The organism is Acidimicrobiia bacterium (assembly GCA_035471805.1).
In the GTDB taxonomy this organism is placed as follows: domain Bacteria; phylum Actinomycetota; class Acidimicrobiia; order Spongiisociales; family JAHEDJ01; genus JAHEDJ01.
In genome coordinates this window covers 1-20,038 of record DATIPS010000028.1, presented here as the reverse complement: position 1 = coordinate 20,038, position 20,038 = coordinate 1, and the positions used below count along the sequence as shown (strand labels likewise).

Here is a 20,038-nt window from a genome sequence, read left to right as displayed (position 1 = left end):
CCGCTACGCTGTCGCCTTCACAGGAGGATGCCCTTTGAAGAGAACGCTTCTCGACAAGGTCTGGGACGACCACGTCGTCTACTCGGCGGTGGGGGAACCAGACCTTCTCTACATCGACCTCCACCTCGTACATGAGGTCACATCGCCGCAGGCGTTCGACGGCTTGCGGCTGGCATCAAGGCGGGTACGGCGGCCGGATCTCAGCCTCGCCACCATAGATCACGGAGTGCCGACGACCGGTCGCGAGTTCGGTATCACCGATCCCCTCTCGAAGCAGCAGATCGACGCACTGATCGCCAACTGCGCCGAGTTCGGCATCACCCTCTACGGCCTGGATGACCCCCGGCAGGGGATCGTGCACGTCATAGGACCCGAGCAGGGGATCACCCAGCCCGGGATGACGATCGTTTGTGGCGACTCCCACACGGCCACGCACGGCGCGTTCGGGGCGCTCGCCTTCGGCATCGGCACCTCCGAGGTCGAGCACGTGCTGGCAACCCAGACCCTTCCGCAGTCGAAACCCAGGTCGATGGCCATCAACGTCGACGGCGACCTCCCCACGGGTGTTACCGCCAAGGACATCATTCTCGGCATCATCGCCAGGATCGGCACAGCCGGTGCCACCGGCTACGTCATCGAGTACCGGGGATCCACCATTGGCGGGTTGTCGATGGAAGGGCGAATGACGATTTGCAACATGTCCATCGAAGCCGGAGCACGCGCCGGAATGATTGCTCCGGACGACACCACCATCTCCTACCTGAAGGGCCGCCCCAGGGCTCCGCGCGGCCAGGATTGGGAGGAGGCGGTCGCATACTGGAAATCGCTCCAATCCGACGAAGGAGCGGCTTTCGACCATGAGATATCGATCGATGCATCCGACCTCGAGCCTTATGTGTCGTGGGGAACCAATCCCGGACAGACCCTCCCGGTCACCGGTTCGATACCTTCCCCGGAAGACTTCGACGAGCCCATAGACCGAGATTCGACGGCACGGGCCCTCGAGTACATGGGTCTCGAAGCCGGCACGCCGATCATCGGGATCGAACTCGACAAGGTGTTCCTCGGCTCCTGCACCAACGGCCGGATCGAGGATCTGCGGGCGGCGGCAGGCGTCATCGAGGGCAAACACGTGGCGCCCAATGTCTCGGCGATCGTCGTCCCCGGTTCGGGACTGGTGAAGCTTCAAGCCGAATCAGAGGGGCTGGACCGGATCTTCATCGAGGCAGGATTCGAGTGGAGGGATGCCGGATGCTCGATGTGTCTGGGAATGAACCCGGACATCCTGGACCCCTTCGACCGGTGCGCCTCGACCTCGAACCGGAACTTCGAAGGAAGACAGGGCAAGGACGGACGGACACATCTGGTGAGTCCCGAGATGGCCGCGGCGGCCGCGATCGCCGGCCGATTCGTCGACGTCCGCACCTGGGGAGGCATGACATGAAAGCCGTCCAGAAGGTGGTCGGAACCATGGCACCGCTGCCGCGGGCGAATGTCGACACCGACCAGATAATGCCGAAGCAGTTCCTCAAACGCACACAGCGGACGGGCTACGGCGAGTTCGTCTGCTGGGACTGGCGACGCAAGCCGGATGGCGAGCTGAACCCCGACTTCGTACTCAACAAGCCCGAGTATGCCGGAGCCTCCGTGCTCGTTTCCGGGCCGAACTTCGGGTGCGGGTCCTCGCGGGAACACGCTCCGTGGGGCCTGCAAGACTGGGGATTCGAGGCGATCATCGCCCCCTCTTTCGCGGACATCTTCTTCACCAACTGCACCAAGATCGGCCTGCTGCCGGTCGTCCTTTCCGAAAAGGAAGTGCAGTATCTACTCGATCTGGCCGCAGAGGATCCGGCCGCCGAGGTGACCGTCGACCTGGTCGACATGGTCGTCGAGGCGCCCGGCCTGACCGCCGATTTCGACCTCGACCCATTCGTACGGCATCGCCTGCTGGCGGGGCTCGACGACATCGGGATCACGATGGAGCACTCCTCACTGGTCGACTCGTTCGAGGCGGCCCGACCGAGCCACAAACCGGTCGTCGGCTAGCCGGGTTACCGTCCGCTCCACCAAATGCCGTCGAAGAAACGTTTAGGTTTCCGGGCACATGCCGACGGGAGGCCTGATGTGCACGTCGCCTGCGGTCGGGTTTTCCCTGGCGCCGGCCGAACAAGAGGCCGTGCACACCTGAGGCCCCGGCACCCCCTGCCGGGGCCTCGGTTATTGCAGAGAACCGATCAGAGGTTGGACCGATCCCTCAGCACCTGCTTCAGGACGTCCGGCCGGTCCGATATCAGCGCATCGACCCCCATGTCGAGCAGCCGGTGCATCTCCTCCGCTTCGTTGATGGTCCAAACGTGCACCTGTTTGCCGACTTCGTGAGCTGCACGCACGAACCTGGCATCGACCACCGTCGTCCGTCCGTAAGACACCGGTACCTGCATCGCGTCCGCGCGGATGTTCAACGATCGCCCTACCCGCGAAGCGGCCCAGATGGCGCGCGTTTCCCACGGGCCGGAAGATGAAGCCACGGATGATCCCGCCAGCCGGCGGAACCTCGCAATCCGACCGTCCTTGAACGATCCGACGATGACGCGGTCATGGAGCTTGAACCGGTCGATGAACTCCGCGAGCAGGCTCTCTATGCCCGACTGCTTCAGGTCGAGGGTCAGATGCACATCAGGAAAGGACACCACCACCTCCTCCAGAGACGGTATGCCCACTCCCCTGGCCCGAAACGGGAAACCGCCCAGCGGGTCGTGGCGGAAGCCGGCGTCGATCCTCCCCAGTTCGGCAAACGTACGGTGCTCGACCTGCCCGGTGGCATCGGTCGTCCGCTGGAGCGTGTCATCGTGAAAACAAACGAGAACACCATCTGCCGAGGCGTGCAGGTCGGTCTCCAGATAGCGAAAACCCAGATCAACCGCCCCCTGAAAAGCAACCATGGTGTTCTCCGGCCACAGCACGCGGCTTCCCCGATGCGCCATCGCAATCGGGTGTTCGTGCAGGAAGAAAGGCTTCATGAACCAAGAAAGTACAACGAACGCCCGGCACCGTAAAGAGCAGACCCACCCGAGTCGCGCCCGGCGACGAGCGTGGCGGTCTGGCAGGGATTGAGATCCGCTCTCAACCGACTACCACCCGGCCGTCCTTGATCACCTTCCAGGTTGCGGATCGATCCGGGTGGTATGCGATGTCGATGTAGTTGTCCGTGTCCAACACATGTAGATCGGCAACGGCCCCCACCCGCAACCAGCCCTTGTCCGGCTCCTCGACGGCGAGTGCTCCCCCGCGGGTCGCCGCCCAGATCGACTCTTCGACCGTCAAGCCCATCTCCAGCGCCCCCAAAGCCACCACGAACTGCATCGACTCGACGTTCGACGTTCCGGGATTGCAATCGGTCGCCAGGGCGATGATCGCTCCCGCGTCTCGAAGCAGACGAGCGGGAGCCTGTTTGGATCGCATGGACAGGGAGGCCGCCGGAAGAAGTACCGCCACCACGCCGGCATCTGCCAGCAACGACGCCTGCCGGACGGTTACATGCTCCAGGTGGTCGGCCGATATGGCCCCTATCTCGACCGCCAGCTCGAGGCCACCTGTGTCGCCCAGCTGGTTGGCGTGCAAGCGCGGACGAAGCCCGTGCCGACGACCTGCAGCGAGCACACGGCGGGCCTCGTCGACCGAGAAGACTCCTGCATCGCAAAAGACGTCGCAATAGGCGGCCACCGGAGCGACCGCCGGCAGCATCTCTTCCTCGATGAGCCATAGGTAGGCATCGCGGTCACGTCGATACTCCTCCGGGACTGCATGGGCTCCGAGAAACGTGGAGACCACGTCGATGGGGAGGCGGCGCCCTATCTCGCCGGCGACCTCGAGCATGTGCCGTTCGGTGAGGGTGTCGAGTCCGTAGCCCGATTTGATCTCTACGGTGGTCGTGCCGAGGGACAGCATCCGGTCGGCTCGTTCCAGCGCCAGATCCAGCAGCCGGTCGGGCCCTGCCGCCCGCGTCGCCGCGACTGTGGCCTGGATTCCACCACCGGCCGCCATGATCGACTCGTAATCTTCGCCACGCATCCGGCGGCCGAACTCCTCGGCTCGATCCCCGTCGTAGACGAGATGGGTGTGTGAGTCCACGAATCCGGGAAGGACCGTCCGCCCTCCGCAATCCAGAGTGATCAGCGACCGGTATCTCGACGGAAGCTCGCGTTCGGGACCGATCCACGTGATGTTCCCACCGCGAACCGCGATGGCTCCACCTTCGATCGGTCCCTTCTGACGGGGGTCGTTCGTGATCATCAGCCCGATGCCCGTGAGCAACAGGTCACCGGAAGTTTGCTCAAACGCGTGCTCGCCGGTTATTTCGACGGCAAGGCGGGCGCACTCGTCACAAATCGCGACGTCACGATGCCCGGCGAGGAGGTGTGCAACCTGATCTTCAGGTTTGGCACAGAAACTGCAGATTCGACGCGCCAACGCCTATGCCTCGAGCATCGGGATAGTCACTCCACGGTCTCTCGCCACGTCTCTGGCGATCCGGTAGCCGGCATCTGCATGCCGCATCACACCGGTGCCCGGGTCGTTGGTCAGTACCCGGGACAGCCGGAGAGCACCCTCGTCGGTCCCGTCGGCCACCACCTGGGCGCCGGCATGAATCGACTTGCCCATTCCGACCCCGCCTCCATGATGAACCGCCACCCAGGCTGCGCCGGACGCGGTGTTGAGGAGGGCGTTGAGAATCGGCCAATCGGCGACCGCGTCCGACCCGTCGGCCATGCCCTCGGTTTCCCTGTACGGCGAAGCCACCGAGCCGGAGTCGAGATGATCCCGACCGATGACGATCGGAGCACTTACGACACCCTTCCGGACGAGTTCATTGAAAGCGACGCCGGCTTTGTCACGCTCGCCGTAGCCCAGCCAGCAGATTCTGGCGGGCAAGCCCTGAAAATGGACCCGCTCTGCAGCCATCTCGATCCAGCGATGGAGGCCCCTGTTGTCCGGGAAGAGGTCGAGCAAGGCCCGATCGGTGGCCGCGATGTCGGCAGGGTCTCCCGACAGAGCCATCCAACGAAACGGCCCCATACCCTCGCAGAAGAGATCACGGATATAGGCCGGAACGAAGCCCTCATAGGCGAAGGCCTTTTCGAAACCGCCCAACACGGCCTCGCCGCGCAGGTTGTTCCCGTAGTCGAACACCTCCGAACCACGTTCCAGGAATCCCACCATCGCTTCACAGTGGGCCGCCATCGACTCCCTGGCCTCGGCTATGTAACGCCGGGGATCTTCGATCCGGAGTCCGGCTGCTTCCTCCACGCTGTGGCCGCGCGGGACGTATCCGTTGAGAGGATCGTGTGCTGAGGTCTGATCCGTGACGATGTCAAAGGAAACGTCCCGGCGCAGCAGTTCGGGGAACACCTCGGCGGCGTTTCCCTCGACCCCGACCGACAACCCTCTCCCCTCGCGCTTGGCCGATTCGCACAGTGCCAGCGCCTCATCCAGCGAGGCGGCGGCGAGGTCCAGGTAGCCCGTCTCGATCCGACGCCGGATTCGAGTCGGGTCGACCTCCACACAGAGCGCTACACCATCGTTCATGGTGATCGCGAGCGGCTGCGCGCCGCCCATGCCGCCCAATCCCGCGGTGAGGGTTGAAGTGCCCCGCAGCGATCCGCCGAAACGCTTCTCGGCGATGGCCAGGAACGTTTGATAGGTTCCCTGCAGGATCCCCTGCGTGCCGATGTATATCCACGACCCGGCCGTCATCTGGCCGTACATCATCAGTCCGGCGGCTTCGAGTTCCCAGAAGTTCTCCCAGTCGGCCCAGTCGGGAACGAGCAGGCTGTTGGCAATCAAAACGCGCGGGGCCATCTCGTGGGTTTGGAACACGCCGACCGGTTTCCCAGACTGCACGAGCAACGTCTCGTCGTTCTCGAGCGAGCGCAGCGAACGAACGATCGCATCGAACGCCTCCCAGCTTCTGGCTGCCTTGCCCCGGCCGCCGTAGACGACGAGCTCATCGGGGTTCTCGGCGACCTCGGGGTCGAGGTTGTTCATCAACGACCGCAGGGCGGCTTCCTGCAGCCATCCCTTCGTGGAAATCTCGTTTCCGCGTGGGGCGCGAATGAGTCGTGGCCCGCTCATGTCTGCCTTCCTTTGCCTGCCTCAACGCTAGTTCGTCGCGCCGTTTGCGAGACGCCGTCGGCCGGTCCGAGAAACCGAAATCAGATCGAACGGATCCAGCCGTGGATATCCGGAGCAGAGCCCGTCTGAAGAGCGGTCAGGGCGGCGCGCAGGCGCAGCGTGTTGGGGCCCACCTCTCCGCTTCCCACGCGATACTCCCGTCCATCGTGGAGGATCTTCCCGACACCGGCCAACACGGCCGCCGTTCCGGACAAGGCAGCTTCGCCCCGTTCGACGAACCGCAGCATCTCGTCGATCGTGAAGTCCGCCTCGACCACCTCGTACCCGAGATCGCGGGCGATGACGAGCACCGAATCCCGCGTGACCCCCGGTAGAAAGGACGGGTCCAGCGGTTTGGTCAGCACGCGGTCGTCGTCCAGCAGGATGAAGTTGGCGGCGCCGGTCTCCTGGACATCACCCCCCGGCGCGAACAGCACCTGATCGGCAGAGTGTGTGTGCTTGGCCTCCATGATGAGGCCGAGGGCGGCCGCGTAGTTGGCTCCGGTCTTGGCCATGCCGAAGGTAGGCGTGGAGCGTGGTCGATGCTCCTCCACGACTACCTTGAGCGGGCGGATACCACCTGAGAAGTAGTCGCCGACGGGGGATCCGAGCACGTAGAGCAAGGCCTGCTTGCTGGGGGCGGCGGCCGCGCCGATGTTTGCCTCGGTGCCGATCAAGGTGGGACGGAGGTAGAGCGAACCGGGCGGCTCGGGGATGGCGTCCCTCGCATCGAGGACGACGCTGATGATCATCGTCTCGAGGAGCTCAGCGTCCGGCGCCGGAAGGCAAAGCAGTCTGGCGCTCTGCTGCATCCTCTCGATGTGGCGGTCGAGCCGGAACAACCTCAGATCGCCGTCCATGCCGCGGTGCGCCTTGAGCCCTTCGAAGACCGAACTCGAGTAGTGGAGCACATGGGCGGCCGGATGAATCGGAAGAGGGCCGACGGGTTCGAGATGGGGTTCGGCGAAACTCTCGCCGTCCCACCAGCTCATCGAGAGCCTCTCGACGAATACCGCGCCGAAGGGGGCGGACTCGTGTGCTGCAGTTGACATGGTGCCTCCCTTCGGAATGGGCCCCGGCACTTTAGCGAACCCCCGTTTTCGCGCGACATTCGGCACTCATAGGGGCTGAATGTCGCGCGAAAACGGGCTAGGTGAGGTGGCCGGCCCGAATCATGTCGGCGACGGCTTCGATCTCGTCCGAGAGCACGCGATCATCCTCGAGGGGAGGGACCACCTCTCGAACCCGACGAACGACCGCAGCTATCCGGGGAGAGGGTTCGAGCGGCCGGCGGTATTCGATTCCCTGAACCGCGCACAGGATCTCCACAGCCAGAACCCGGCTGATGTTGTCGAGCACCTGCCACAACTTGCGGCCGGCGCCCCACCCCATCGACACGTGATCTTCCTGGCTGCCGGAGGTAGGGATCGACTCAACTGAGGCGGGATGGCTCAGCACCCGGCACTCGGCGACCAGGGCCGCTGCGGTGTACTGGAGGAGCATGTAGCCCGAGTTGATTCCGGGCCTCGGGGAAAGGAAGGCCGGAAGTCCGCTCGACCGTTCGGGATCGAGCATCCGGTCGGTTCGTCGCTCTGAGATGTTGCCCAGTTCGGTTACTGCAATCGACAGGAAATCGAGGGCAAAGGCGAGCGGCTGACCGTGGAAGTTGCCCGCAGAAACCAACTCGCCGGTCTCGGGGAAGACGATCGGGTTGTCGACGACCGAACCCAACTCCCTGTCGAAGACCCCACCGGCATGCTCGAGCGTGTCCAAGACTGCGCCGTGAACCTGAGGGGCGCAGCGCAGACTGTAGGCATCCTGTACCGCGTGGACGAAATCATCCTGGTGGCTCTGCCCGATACCGGATCCGTCGAGCAGGTGCGCGATCCGTGCTGCAGAAACTTGCTGACCAGGGTGAGGCCGCAACGCATGGACCTCGGAGCGAAAGGGGCGAGAGCTGCCCATCAAGGCCTCCACGGAGAGCGCCGCGCCGAGATCTGCCGCCGAAGCCAGACGGCGGGCACGATGGAGGCCGAGAACCCCGAACGAGAGCATTCCCTCGGTTCCGTTCAGCAGACTCAGACCCTCCTTGGCCCGGAGACGGATCGGCGCCAGCCCGTGTCTGGCCAGCACCCGGGCGGCCGGTTCGACCACGTCGCCATCTTTCAGGAAGCCTTCTCCGATGATCGGAAGCGCCAGGTGCGCGAAAGGGGCCAGATCACCGGACGCCCCGACTGAACCCTGAGAGGGGACCACGGGCAGGAGCCCTTCACGGAGGAACTCGATGTAGCGCTCGACGATGATCGGCCTGACACCTGAGTGGCCCTGGGCAAGCGTCCTGGCCCGTAGGAGGAGCATCGAGCGCACCAGCTCGTCTGGGAGAGGGTCGCCCACACCGGCGGCATGGGAACGAAGCAACCGGACCTGGAGATCCTCGGCCTCAGCCCGATCGATCCGTTTGGAGGCCAGGGCACCGAAGCCGGTCGTGACGCCGTAAAGGGTCCTGTCTTCCGCAACCGCTCGTTCAACGATGTCACGAGCCGGAAGCATCCGCCCACGGACACCATGATGAAGAACCGCCTCGGCGCGACCCTCCGCAACGGCTACTACCTCGTCAATGCCAAGAGGTCCGCCGTCGATGGTCACGTTCATGTTGCGAGGCTATCAGTCGCCCGCCCCCGTTTCTCAGCAATACTGTGGTCCGTGGAGAACGATTACATTGCCGAGAAACCTGTGTCACTTTTCTCAGCAATACTGTGGTCCGTGGAGAGCAACAGCATTGCTGAGAAACCCGGATCACGATTGGCCGTAGGCCCGCTGCTTCTCTTCTAGCTTGCTCCAGACATAGGCGGGGACACTCGACCGCACCTCTTCGACCACGACGGAAGGTACGAGGCCCGGCGTCCGCCACGGGTAGTTGAACGAACGCCCATCGGAACGGACTTCCATCGACTCCAGTGCGCCCCCTGCCGAATCGTCGTCGGGAGGGGGGACAGACCGGGAATCGAACACCATGTGCCCGACCATCAGGGCGTGGAGTCTCGAGCGTCGCTCTTCCGGCCAGTGGAAGCGGCACTCCCAGCGTGGTGTCTCATCAGATGGATAGTCCGGTCGGTAGGCGATCTCGCCGCAGTCATCTGGACCGAGATGGATCTCGAACTCAAAGTGATCCGGGGGAGGAACTGCAGCCTCCCTGAACCCGTACCAGACCTCGAAATCGTCGTGAAGGAGCACTCCCTCATCCTGCCACGAACGGCAACCCCGGGGAACAACTCACCGTCCTTCGCGTGCACGAGCCGCCGGTCGAACCGGAGATGACGATCAGTCGATTGGAGCGATGTCCCGGTGCTCGACCACCGGCTCTCCGCGTTCCCGGTGCCAGCGGTCCCACAGGACCAGCATGGAGGGCAGCACGAACACGGCCGCGATCAACGCGAAGCTGATCGCATAGACCGTCACTGCGCCGAACTGCTGGAACGGTACGAGCGAGGACGTCACCAGGATTCCGAAACCGGCGACCGTCGTGAAGGCAGAACCCGCCAGGGCGCCACCCGTATGACGCGTGGTCGAATGGATCGCCTCTTCAGGATCGTCGAAGCGCTGGCGGTCCTCCTGATACCTGTGTGTGATGTGGATGGTGTACGGGACACCAATACCGATCGCGAGAGCCGAGATCGTGGCCGTCACCGGGCCGAACGGAATCCCGGTCCACGCCATCATTCCGAACGTCCACAGTACGACCAGCGCTACCGGCAGAATCGTGATGACTCCGAGGAACGGCCGCCGTGCCTCGATGAGGAAGTTGAGCACCAGCAGGATTCCTGCCGCAACCAGCGTGATCAGCAGCGACCTCAGCTGCGACTCCGACAGCGAAGTCACGACCACCTGCGAAATGATGTTCTCGTTTGTAGCAACCGCGGTAACCCCTTCGATGGCCGACACGGGCTCGAGGTCGAGGGCGAGGTCGGCGGCGAGTTGCTGGACTGCACCCTCGCCGGCATTGGTCGAGATCGACATGTCCACGAAGCCGTAGGATCCGTCATCGGCACGTGCCAGTACTGCGGCCATCTGATCCGGAGCCAGTTCCGAAGCCCTTTCATAGAGCGCGACGACGTCGGTATCGGCGGAGACGGTCAAGTCCTGCCGAAGGCCGGCGGCGAATGCGAACTGCGAGAACTCGGCGTTGAAGAGCGGCCCACCGCCGGAATCGGGCGGCGTGGCGAGATATGAGATGATCCTGGCCGGGAACTCCACGGCGGCGGTTCCGCCCGAACCGATCACATGCTCTGTGTCTGCCATGGCCTGCCATGCGGCAACGGACGCGTTGTGCACTGCCGGAGTTGCGACGTCTCCTTCTATGAGAACCTGGGTCCGCTCACCGAAACCACCGGCAAACTGCTCATCGAGTGCGTTGACCGTCTCGAGGATTGCCGATCCTTCCGGGATGAAATCGGTGAAGCTGAACTCCGTGGACAACTGCGTCGTCCCGAAGACTCCCAACCCGCCGAGAACGAAGGCCACGATGAGAGTGGGAATGGGTGCTTTCTCGGCAAACACCGAGGCCTTCCCCATGAGGCGAGGGAGCATCCTGTCCCCGCCCTTTCCGAACGATTCGATCGGGAGGCGCCCGCCGGCCTCGGCACGCCGATCGAGGAGCATTCGGACTGCCGGAAAGAAGGTGAGCATCAGCCAGAAGGCCGAGCCGATTCCGATGGCGGCGAGGATGCCGAAATCCCTGAGGGCCGGCACGGGGTTGGTCACATTGGTTAGGAACCCGACGCCGGTCGTCACGGTCGCCAGGACCAGCGCCACGCCGACGGTGCGGGTGGCGAGTCCGGCGCTTCGATCGACGGGGACACCCGCACCCATCTCCTCGCGATAGCGGGAGTTCAGATGAATGGCGTAGTCAACACCCAGGCCGATCAGGAGAATGGGCAGGATTTGCAGCATCTCCGAGAACGCGCCGATCCATCCGAGATAGCCGGGACCCAGGAGCACGCCCACGCCCTGCATCCAGGATATCGACATCATGATCGCGGTCATGGTCAAAGCCACGTCCGCCGCCGACCGCCGGAACGCACGGGCTCTGGTCATCCTCCCCTTCGGGTGCACCCAGTAGACGAAACCGAGAATCAGGAGGATGATCGCGAAGGCGGTTCCGAACAGTCTGCCGATCTCGTCGAGGAATACGTCCTGATCCTCGAAGAGCAAGAAGAAACTGAAGGGCTGCACCGACACCGCATCCGATGATGCCGCTCGCAGCTTCTCGGCCAGGTCGAACTGAATCTCCTGAATGCCCACCTCGTCGAGGTCGGCAACGTTCATCCAAACGACCATCAAACCTGCGCTCGAGGACGGGACGCTCAGGTCGGTGCCCTGGGAGGAGAGCAACTGGGTGAAGTACCCTGCGAACTCCGGAGGGAGCTGGTCCAGAGAATCACTGAATCCCCCTTTGACCGAACCGTCATCCGCCAGATCGGCAACCGAGACTCCTTGCGCCTCGAGACCCTGCAGCAACGGTCCGAAGAACCCCTGAATCGCGCCGTCCGGCCGTTCTGAGAGGTACGGTGCCGCCTCGCTCTCGCGGACTGCTGCGGTCGCAGCCGCATACGCTTGCAATCCGTCCACAGTCAGTACGTCGCCGGAGTTCGCTTCAAACAGGACCTGCATCGGCGTCTCGCTGTTCGAGCTGAACTTCTCGCCGATCGTCAGAGAGGCCGTCCACTCAGGAGCATCGGGAGCGAAGCCCTCGTTTCCCTGAGTCGTCTCCTGTTTGGAGATGAAGGAACCGAGGGCGACCGTGACTACGAGAGAGGCGATAACGATCGACCAGGGCGACTTCCGAACGACGCGAGCTAGAAGCCTGATGATTCTTTCCACGGGTCACTCCAGAGGCATGGTGGGGAAGGTGATGTCGCTACTACGAGACTAGGAGTCTGCCCGGTATACGAAAAATCTCACAGACCGCTGCCGACGGCCTGCAGAGCCTCCAGGAACCGGTCGTTCTCGACCTCAGTGCCGATGGTCGTGCGAACCCATCCCCCGACTCCCGGGCGGACGACCACACCGTGGGGAGCCAGGGCCGACGGATCGTCGGCGAACCGATGAAACAGGAAGTTCGTCTGGCTGTCTGCCCGCTCAACCCCCAGGTGATCCAGGGCCGCCGAAACCCTCGACCTCTCACGGCTGTTGTGGGCGACCCGCTCGGCAAGACGAGCCTGCCGGCGAAGAGCCTCTGTGGCAGCCGCCTGCGCGATCGCGTTGACCGGGAATGGCGCTTGTGTCTTGCGCAGCACCCGAATGGTGGCGGGCGAACCGACGGCGTAGCCGACGCGCAGCCCGGCGAGGCCGTAGACCTTCGAGAAGGTGTGTGTTACGACCACGTTGTCTCGTTCCAGCGCCAGGGGGACGGCTGTGGAGAAATCCGGCGCGTCGGCGTAGTGCATGTACGCCTCGTCGACAACTACCAGCACCCGGTCGGGCACCCGGTCGATGATCCATTTCACATCGCTGGACGAAAGGTATGTGCCGGTCGGGTTGTTCGGATTGCACAAGTAGAGGAGGGTCGTGTCGCTCCTTATCGCTTCGACCAGGCGCGGCGGGTCGTGTACCCACCGGGCAGTGAGCGGAACCTCGATGGGCTCGGCGCCGGCTATGTGCGTGATGACTCGATAGAGAACGAACGACGGAGTCGCGTACACCGTCGAAGTGCCGGAGCCGCCCATCGCCAGGCCGGTGGCTCGCAAGAGGTCCGAGCTCCCTCCCCCGAACCACAGGTGGTCCTCCGGCACGTTGAGGTGGGCGGCGGTTGCGGACCGGAGCACTCGCTGGTCGTTGTCTGGATAGCGGTTGACCCCTTCGCCGGCTGCCGCGATGGCTTCCAATACTTCCGGCCAGGGCGGAAACGGGCACTCGTTGGAAGCCAGTTTGGCAACGTCGCGGATTCCCAACTCTGCGGCAACTTCATCGATTGACCGACCCGGCGTATAGAGGTCTATCTGGTCGAGGTCGGCTCGGAATCGGGGCATGGGCTCAGAGTAACGAGTCGCGCGCGACTATCCCCCGGCGCCACCCGTGAAGTTCCACGACGCCAGGTGCATGGTCGGGGCGTGCACCATCCCGGGTCCGTACTCGGAATCCGCCGCACGGGCGTCATCGCCCAGGGCCAATACGTTGCCCTGACGGAGAACGTCGAAGAAGGACTCGGTGAACCGCAGGTTCGACACCGCTTTGGTCACCTTCCCGCCTTCGATCAAGAAGGTTCCGTTGCGGGTCAGTCCCGTGACATACAAAGTGGTCGGATCGAGGATGCGGCAGTAGTTGAACTCGGTCACCAGCAGCCCGCGCTCCACAGAAGCGATCATCTCGGCTTCGGAGCCGTCGCCGCCCTCGATGAACAGGTTGGTAGGCGCCGGGCCGAACTGGGCCGAGTACTCCCAGTCGTGGCCGGTCGATGCGACGCCCATTCGGGCGGCCGTGCGGCGGTCGTGGACGAACCCTCGACTCACTCCGTTCGTGATCAGCTCGACGGGCCGTTTCGGCGTTCCCTGCCCGTCGATCGGAATGCCCAGAGCAGCCGGATCCGTGACGTCGTCGCGGATCGAGATCTTCCGATCGAACTGAGCGGTGCCGGGCACGGCCCTGGTACGTCCTTCTGAGGCTGCCTTGCCGCCGAAGGCGAACAAGCCGACGAACGCTCCGATGGTTGCGACGCAACCGGGTCGCAGGATCACCTCATAGGTGCCGGGTTCCACGTCGATCGCTCCCACGGAAGCGCGGGCGATGGCGGCAGCCTCCTCACCGGCTTCGCGACCGTCGAGGGCGGCGAGCGATCGGGACCCGCGATGGGCCTTTCCGGCAGAGCCACCAGTCCTGTGGATTCCGTCGAGGAACGCCGACGTCGCCCTTCCCTCATAACGGAGGCCGCGATGATTGGCTATTGCCATGATCTCCTCGGTCGTGTCGCAGTAGCCGGCAGCGGACAAACCCTGCCCTGCGGAAATGAAATCGGCGACCACTGCCGCCCGTTCGTCGGGATCCGCAGAAGCCGTCGCCGGATCGTGATGGTGGACGTCACCGATGTCGCTGTGGGGCGGAAAACCTGTCCAGTCCACATCAACGGGACTCAATGCGGCGGCAGTCACGGCGGAAGCAACCAGCCGATTCAGTGAATCAGAGTCGGTGAGCGTCGTGGCCGCCCTGGCCGGCCGGCCGTCGTCGACGATCTCGAGAGTCAGGACGCCACCTTCCTCCTGCACGTTCTGGTGAATGAACGAGTTCGCGAATCGGGTCAGAGCCTTGCGGCTTCCCCTGAAGGAAGCCTGCGCTTCGAGGCCTTCCGGAACCCGTCCGGCAAGGTCTTCGCAGAGTTCAACGAAGCGGCTCATCCCAGCACCCCCACCCGTACGTCGCGGAAACGCGCCGGAGCAGCACTGTGCCCGGTGTGTCCGACCTGCAAGGGCTGACCCTTGCCGCAGTTGGGTGTTCCCCAATGGACCCGCTGGTCACCGCCGGCCAGACGATCCATCGAACCCCAGAATTTGGGTGTAATCCCTGTGTATGTGGGGTTCTTCAGCATTCGTCCGAGCCGGCCGTTCTTGATCTCCCATCCGACCTCACAGCCGAACTGGAAGTTCAGCCGGCGATCGTCGATCGACCATGATCGGTTCACGTCCATCAGGATCCCATGCCGGGTGTCGGCGATGATTTCCTCGAGCGAGTGCGGGCCGGGTTCGAGGCCGACGTTGGTCATGCGGACCATGGGGATGCGCGAGAAACCATCGGCCCTCACCATCCCGCCCGGAGGCAGTCCGGCGATTGAGGCGGTGTCGCGCCCCGAGAGGACTCCCACCCAGGTCCCCGCCTCGACTATCGCCACCCTTTGTGCGGGGGTTCCCTCATCATCGAAACCGAACGTCCCCAGAGCCCCCGGAATGGTTGCGTCTGCAGTGACGTTCATGAGCTCCGAGCCGTAGCGGAGCGAGCCGAGTTGATCGAGATCGAGAAACGATGTTCCGGCGAAGGCGGCTTCCCAGCCGAGGATGCGATCGAGCTCGACTGCATGGCCGACCGACTCGTGGATCTGCAGCGCCAGCTGACTTCCCTCGAGGACGACGTCCGTCACCCCGGATGGGCATTGGTCGGCGCCGAGCAGAGAGGCGGCTTCCTCCGCCACCCGGCCGACGTGAGCGGGAAGATCCCACTTCCTGATCACTTCGAACCCGCCGGTCTCGTACTGCCCGAATGACTGGGGATACGACCGTATCTGCGATTCGCCTTCACCGATCGCCAAAGCATCCATACCGCAGCCCGACTCGACGATGTTCTGGTGAATCCGGTGTCCCTGCGAGGAGACGAACCACTTGTCGGTATCCCAGAACTCGAGCTTCCCGCTCGTGCGTGAAATGCCGGGCGCGTCGAGCATCTCCGACGTAACCCGAACCAGCAGGTCGGCCTTCTCCCCGATGCCAACGCCGAACGGATCCTCGAGGACCGGCGTTGCGAACGCGGTTTCGACTATCGGGATTTCCGCCAGCGGCAGCAGCCGGCCCGGCACGCGAGCAGAGGCCTTGGCGATCGCACTCGCATTCTCTCCGGCCTCCCGCGCCTTCCCGAAGTCGTTGACCGCGTAGAAGCCCCACGACGACCCGATCAGTGCGCGGACGCCGACGCCTGCTTTCTCATCCTCGACGATCGCTTCGATGCGACCGTCTGCCGCCCCCAAACGCTGATGACGCGTTACCACGGTGCGGGCGTCCGCATATGAAGCACCCGCGCTCAACGCCCCCTCGACGGCCGCCGATGAAATCTCGAACAACTTGCCTCCCGTTGCGCGTTGGCGCAGCTTACGACCTCGCGCTTCGGGGGATCCAACTCGCGTGCGCGCGGAAGGGTCTAACCTGCTGCGGTCATGTCCCGCATCAGCGTGTTCGGCTCGTCCCAATCAGAACCGGGCGATGTCGACTATGAAAACGCCGTCAGGCTCGGAGGCCTTCTGGCCGAACGCGGCCACACGGTCATCAACGGCGGTTACGGCGGGCTGATGGAAGCAGTTTCTGCCGGTGCAGCCGGGGCAGGTGGTGAAGTGATCGGGGTCACAGCACCGACGGTCTTCCCCGGAAGATCCGGAGCGAACCGGTACCTGACCAGCGAGCAGCCGGCGCCGGACCTGGTTCGGCGGATAGGCACCATGCTCGACATATCCGACGCGGCGATCGCGCTACCCGGATCCCTCGGGACATTGACCGAACTGGTGATGACCTGGAACGTCAACTTCGTAGCCCAGTTTTCGGGGAAGGCTCCCATCCCATTGATCGCCGTCGGATCTCCGTGGTCCGACCTCGTTCCACTGCTCACCAAAGGCGTCTCGACCAACGGCGATCTGGTGACCTGTGTGAGTTCGGTAGAGGCGGCTGTGGCGTTGATCGATGCCCGGATGCCGCCATTTGAATCCCCCGGCCACTACTCTCAGAAGTAGCCGACCATGACTGAGACAGTCCCAACCTCGCCGACCCGCCCACGCCGGAACCTGGTGGGCCGGCACCGGGCGCGCACGTTCCTCGACACGGTCTTTCGGGTCCACGAACGCGCCTGCAGAAGGGGCGAGCATCGGTACCAGACGCCGCAACCGATCGGTGGCGGGATACAGCGCAGTTCATGCTCGGTGTGCGGCAGCGTCTCGATCGATCTGCGCGACCTGCCCGAACCTGCGCGGCCGCCTCGCCTGTTCAGGCGAAACAGCGTCCGTCAGCGAGGTTGACGTTGGTCGAAGAAGTCCTGGCGTCCGGTGGCGTCGTCTGGCGCTCCACCGGAGCCGAAATCGAGATACTCCTCATTCATCGTGACCGCTACCGCGATTGGACACTTCCCAAAGGCAAGCTCGACAAGGGAGAGTCGGATCTCGGGGCCGCTCTGCGCGAAGTCCGCGAGGAGACCGGAATGGTCTGCAAGCCGGGAGTACCCGTCGGAACCATGCGGTACGGCCTCGACAACGGCAAGGTGAAACGCGTCCACTACTGGTCCATGGAAGCGACAGGCGGAAGCTTCGCCCCCAACGACGAGGTCGATGAAGTCGTCTGGGCGACGCCGGCCGTCGCCGGTCGAATCCTCACCTACCAGCACGACATCGACCTCGTCACTTCACTCCAAGAGAATTGGTGGAACCTGACTGGTCGGATCTACCTGGTCCGACATGCCACCGCCGGGCGGCGAAAGGATTGGAAAGGCGAGGACGTGAAGCGGCCGCTGAGCAATCGCGGGTGGGAACAGGCGAATGAGATCGGCACCTTCCTCGCCGACGCCCAGGTCGAGAGATTGCTCTCCAGCAGCTACGTCCGCTGCCGCCAGACCTTTGAACCCGCCGCCGCTCTTCTCGGCCTCAAGGTCGAGAGGAGCGGCGCACTGCTCGAAGGGAGCGGCTCCAAACGCCTGGAGAAACTGATGAGGAAACTCGGCAACACGCCGGCCGCGCTGTGCTCCCACGGCGACATCATCCCGGCGCTGCTCGAGCGCCTATCGGCGTCCGGAACGGTTCTCGAGAGCGAAGTCGAATTCGCAAAGGGATCCATCTGGGCTATCGATGTAGTCGAGGGCACCTTTCCTTCGGCCAGGTACATACCGCCGTTTGCATGACGGCGCTTCGCACGCCCCGTCCGGGTTCGGGCGATGGCCCGAACCTGCAGGGGCTTCGACCCGTAGACTGATCCCATGAACATCCTCCGAGATCGCTTCCCGATACTTCACGACCGCGCCTACCTGGTGAACCATTCGCTCGGGGCGATGCCCGAAGCCGCCTCGGACGAACTCGCCCGGTATGCGACCGAGTGGGCGACGCGTGGTGTCGAGGCATGGAGGGAGGGGTGGTGGGAGACCTCGGTCACCGTCGGCGACGAGATCGCCCCGATCGTCGGAGCACCGACGGGATCCATTGCCATGATGCAGAACGTGACCGTGGCCGAAGGCGTCGTGGCATCTTGTTTCCGCCTGCAGGAGCCGCGCAACCGGGTCGCCTTCTCTGAGCTCAACTTCCCGTCGGTCATGTACCTGTGGGAGAACGTGCGGGGAGCAGAGATCAAGCTGGCCCGCAGCTGGGACGGTATCACCGTGCCGACCGAGACTTTCCTGGACGCCATCGACGACCGGACGGCGGTGGTCGCGCTCAGCCACGTCTTGTTCAAGAGCGCCTACATCCAGGACATCGCGGCCATAACCGAACACGCCCACGAAATGGGTGCAATGGTGGTTCTGGACTGTTACCAGTCGGCCGGGACTCTCCCTTTCTCTTTGACCGAACTCAACGTCGACTTCGCCGTCGGCGGGTCGGTCAAGTGGCTCTGCGGTGGGCCGGGCGCCGGATGGCTGTATGTGCGCCCGGACCTCCACGATGTTCTGAGGCCCGGCCTGGTGGGATGGCAGGCCGACGTCGAGCCGTTCGCTTTCCGGCCGGGCGGAATCGAGTACGCCGACGGGATCTGGCGGTTCCTCTCAGGAACCCCGAACGTGCCGGCCTGGTACGCGGCCCGGGCGGGTTACCGGACTGTGCGAGAGGTCGGGATGGAGACGATCCGCGCCACCTCACTGGATATGACCCAGCGCGTTATCGATATCGCAGACGGCCTGGACATACCGGTCCGCAGTCCCCGCCGACCGGAACTGCGCGGCGGGACCGTCACACTGGGGGTCGCCAACGAGCAGCAAGTCGTTGCGGAACTCATCTCGCGAGGGGTGATCGTCGACGGCCGGCCGGGTGCCGGCATACGGGTCGGACCCCATTTCTTCAACAACCTCGACGACCTCAACCAGCTCGAGGAGGCCTTGAAGGCCGCCCTTATCGGCTGATTGCGGCCCGCGCTAAAGGTTTTTCTCGATCCGTCGAATACTCGCTAGTAGTTGCACACACAACATGACTAGCCCGGCGGAGGGAGCACCCGATGCGACGCATCACGGTTGTAGGAATGATCATCTTGGGCCTGGTGGCCGTGCCGCTCATCGCGGCGGCGAAACCGGCGCCGGAGAAGAAGGTGGAAATCTGTCACTTCGACGACGATGGGATAGGGCATGTCATCAACGTGAGCGTGAAAGCACTTCCGGCCCATCTGGCTCATGAGGACTATGCCATCGATGGGAGCAACTCCGTCGAAGGCTGCGGAACAGAAGTACCTCCCACGGGAACCGGGACCCCTGCCCCAACGGCGGACTTCACATCCCTGAGCACCTGCGTCGACGACTTCATCGGTATCACCTGTACGCTCGCTTTAGATGGGAATGCTTCGACAGGCCAAATCGACACATACATCTGGTACGTAACCGGGGACCAGACCTCCCCAAGAAGCGCTGCGGGAGCTACAGCACAGATCGAGGGGTTGCCACGCGGCACCTACCAGATCGACCTCTCAGTTAGCGGCCCCGGCGGCTCAGCAACGACCACCGGAAGTGTCACGATCCCCTAAACCCTCCGGCACGTGAGCGCGAATGAGGCGGCCCGATGGGCCGCCTCTGCGCGTCCGGATACAATCCCCGACACAACGAGCAAGGAGCTGGGCGTGGTCGAGGTCGGTAGAGGTGAGCTTTTTCTGGGCGGCACGCTCGATCCCGGCACGGGCGAACGGGACGGCAACCAGGTCCTCTACGAATCCCACCACCTGACGACCCACGGGGTCATCGTCGGTATGACCGGTTCCGGCAAGACCGGCCTCGGCATCGTGACGCTCGAAGAGGCGCTTCTCTCTGGAATCCCGGCGCTGATCATCGACCCCAAGGGGGACATGGGCAACCTGTTGCTCAACTTCCCGCAGTTCCGGCCGTCGGATTTCCGCCCGTGGATCGACGAGGGGGAGGCCCGCCGCAAAGAGATCACCCCCGACGAGCT

At 63.9% G+C, this 20,038-nt stretch carries 18 protein-coding genes; 8 read left to right on the top strand and 10 right to left on the bottom strand.

The genetic code is table 11. The features are described 5' to 3' along the window. The first annotated feature begins 34 nt into the window (after positions 1-34). Both leuC and leuD read left to right on the top strand, forming a co-directional pair. A complete protein-coding gene (gene leuC / locus VLT15_06210; protein HSR44806.1) occupies positions 35-1,444 on the top strand; it encodes a 3-isopropylmalate dehydratase large subunit in 1,410 nt (469 codons plus the stop codon). After that, the gene (gene leuD / locus VLT15_06205) at positions 1,441-2,046 is read left to right on the top strand and encodes a 3-isopropylmalate dehydratase small subunit (GenBank protein ID HSR44805.1); all 606 of its coding nucleotides are present in this window, start codon (positions 1,441-1,443) and stop codon (positions 2,044-2,046) included. The genes leuC and leuD overlap by 4 nt, the downstream gene beginning before the upstream one ends. Positions 2,047-2,234: 188 nt before the next feature. Here the strand turns inward: leuD and VLT15_06200 are convergent, their stop codons facing one another. The 10 genes from VLT15_06200 to VLT15_06155 all read right to left on the bottom strand — a co-directional run bounded on the left by VLT15_06200 (position 2,235) and on the right by VLT15_06155 (position 15,988). Next, positions 2,235-3,020, bottom strand: coding sequence for a glycerophosphodiester phosphodiesterase (locus tag VLT15_06200; GenBank protein HSR44804.1), 786 nt, complete (start codon positions 3,018-3,020; stop codon positions 2,235-2,237). A gap of 103 nt (positions 3,021-3,123) precedes the next feature. Further along, a complete protein-coding gene (hutI, locus tag VLT15_06195) occupies positions 3,124-4,470 on the bottom strand; it encodes an imidazolonepropionase (GenBank protein HSR44803.1) in 1,347 nt (448 codons plus the stop codon). 3 nt (positions 4,471-4,473) lie between these two features. Beyond that, positions 4,474-6,132, bottom strand: coding sequence for a urocanate hydratase (hutU, locus tag VLT15_06190; GenBank protein HSR44802.1), 1,659 nt, complete (start codon positions 6,130-6,132; stop codon positions 4,474-4,476). An 80-nt stretch (positions 6,133-6,212) separates the two neighbouring features. Beyond that, positions 6,213-7,223, bottom strand: coding sequence for a branched-chain amino acid aminotransferase (locus tag VLT15_06185; protein HSR44801.1), 1,011 nt, complete (start codon positions 7,221-7,223; stop codon positions 6,213-6,215). A 97-nt stretch (positions 7,224-7,320) separates the two neighbouring features. Then, positions 7,321-8,823: a histidine ammonia-lyase gene (gene hutH / locus VLT15_06180; GenBank protein HSR44800.1), complete on the bottom strand. Its 1,503-nt coding sequence runs from the start codon at positions 8,821-8,823 to the stop codon at positions 7,321-7,323. Between the two features lie 144 nt (positions 8,824-8,967). Further along, the gene (locus VLT15_06175; protein HSR44799.1) at positions 8,968-9,405 is read right to left on the bottom strand and encodes a hypothetical protein; all 438 of its coding nucleotides are present in this window, start codon (positions 9,403-9,405) and stop codon (positions 8,968-8,970) included. Positions 9,406-9,492: 87 nt separating this feature from the next. Continuing rightward, on the bottom strand, positions 9,493-12,051 hold the full coding sequence (locus VLT15_06170; protein HSR44798.1) for an MMPL family transporter: 2,559 nt from the start codon (positions 12,049-12,051) through the stop codon (positions 9,493-9,495). A 77-nt stretch (positions 12,052-12,128) separates the two neighbouring features. Next, positions 12,129-13,199 carry a histidinol-phosphate transaminase gene (gene hisC / locus VLT15_06165; GenBank protein HSR44797.1) on the bottom strand — a complete coding sequence of 357 codons (1,071 nt, stop codon included), beginning with the start codon at positions 13,197-13,199 and terminating at the stop codon, positions 12,129-12,131. Positions 13,200-13,226: 27 nt separating this feature from the next. Continuing rightward, positions 13,227-14,558 carry a metallopeptidase TldD-related protein gene (locus VLT15_06160; GenBank protein HSR44796.1) on the bottom strand — a complete coding sequence of 444 codons (1,332 nt, stop codon included), beginning with the start codon at positions 14,556-14,558 and terminating at the stop codon, positions 13,227-13,229. Next, positions 14,555-15,988 (bottom strand): TldD/PmbA family protein, encoded by a 1,434-nt coding sequence (locus tag VLT15_06155; protein HSR44795.1) that lies wholly within the window; start codon positions 15,986-15,988, stop codon positions 14,555-14,557. The genes VLT15_06160 and VLT15_06155 overlap by 4 nt, the downstream gene beginning before the upstream one ends. A gap of 93 nt (positions 15,989-16,081) precedes the next feature. On the opposite strand from VLT15_06155, the gene VLT15_06150 reads away from it, so the two are divergent. From VLT15_06150 to VLT15_06125, 6 genes are all read left to right on the top strand, one after another. Continuing rightward, positions 16,082-16,648 (top strand): LOG family protein, encoded by a 567-nt coding sequence (locus tag VLT15_06150; GenBank protein ID HSR44794.1) that lies wholly within the window; start codon positions 16,082-16,084, stop codon positions 16,646-16,648. A gap of 6 nt (positions 16,649-16,654) precedes the next feature. Next, entirely contained in the window at positions 16,655-16,930 is a 276-nt protein-coding gene (locus tag VLT15_06145; GenBank protein HSR44793.1) for a hypothetical protein, read from the top strand. A gap of 2 nt (positions 16,931-16,932) precedes the next feature. Then, positions 16,933-17,802: an NUDIX hydrolase gene (locus VLT15_06140; protein HSR44792.1), complete on the top strand. Its 870-nt coding sequence runs from the start codon at positions 16,933-16,935 to the stop codon at positions 17,800-17,802. A gap of 75 nt (positions 17,803-17,877) precedes the next feature. Next, positions 17,878-19,008 carry an aminotransferase class V-fold PLP-dependent enzyme gene (locus tag VLT15_06135; protein HSR44791.1) on the top strand — a complete coding sequence of 377 codons (1,131 nt, stop codon included), beginning with the start codon at positions 17,878-17,880 and terminating at the stop codon, positions 19,006-19,008. Between the two features lie 92 nt (positions 19,009-19,100). Further along, on the top strand, positions 19,101-19,619 hold the full coding sequence (locus tag VLT15_06130; GenBank protein ID HSR44790.1) for a hypothetical protein: 519 nt from the start codon (positions 19,101-19,103) through the stop codon (positions 19,617-19,619). 12 nt (positions 19,620-19,631) lie between these two features. Beyond that, on the top strand, positions 19,632-20,038 hold a 407-nt coding region (locus tag VLT15_06125), incomplete at its 3' end, for a DUF87 domain-containing protein (GenBank protein HSR44789.1).

Coding starts and splice junctions, on each gene's coding strand:
- VLT15_06150 (HSR44794.1), top strand. CDS start 16,082: ATGTCCCGCATCAGCGTGTTCGGCTCGTCCCAATCAGAACCGGGCGAT.
- VLT15_06185 (HSR44801.1), bottom strand. CDS start 7,223: ATGTCAACTGCAGCACACGAGTCCGCCCCCTTCGGCGCGGTATTCGTC.
- VLT15_06135 (HSR44791.1), top strand. CDS start 17,878: ATGAACATCCTCCGAGATCGCTTCCCGATACTTCACGACCGCGCCTAC.
- VLT15_06145 (HSR44793.1), top strand. CDS start 16,655: ATGACTGAGACAGTCCCAACCTCGCCGACCCGCCCACGCCGGAACCTG.
- VLT15_06160 (HSR44796.1), bottom strand. CDS start 14,558: ATGAGCCGCTTCGTTGAACTCTGCGAAGACCTTGCCGGACGGGTTCCG.
- VLT15_06200 (HSR44804.1), bottom strand. CDS start 3,020: ATGAAGCCTTTCTTCCTGCACGAACACCCGATTGCGATGGCGCATCGG.
- hisC (HSR44797.1), bottom strand. CDS start 13,199: ATGCCCCGATTCCGAGCCGACCTCGACCAGATAGACCTCTATACGCCG.
- leuD (HSR44805.1), top strand. CDS start 1,441: ATGAAAGCCGTCCAGAAGGTGGTCGGAACCATGGCACCGCTGCCGCGG.
- hutU (HSR44802.1), bottom strand. CDS start 6,132: ATGAGCGGGCCACGACTCATTCGCGCCCCACGCGGAAACGAGATTTCC.
- VLT15_06130 (HSR44790.1), top strand. CDS start 19,101: ATGCGACGCATCACGGTTGTAGGAATGATCATCTTGGGCCTGGTGGCC.
- hutH (HSR44800.1), bottom strand. CDS start 8,823: ATGAACGTGACCATCGACGGCGGACCTCTTGGCATTGACGAGGTAGTA.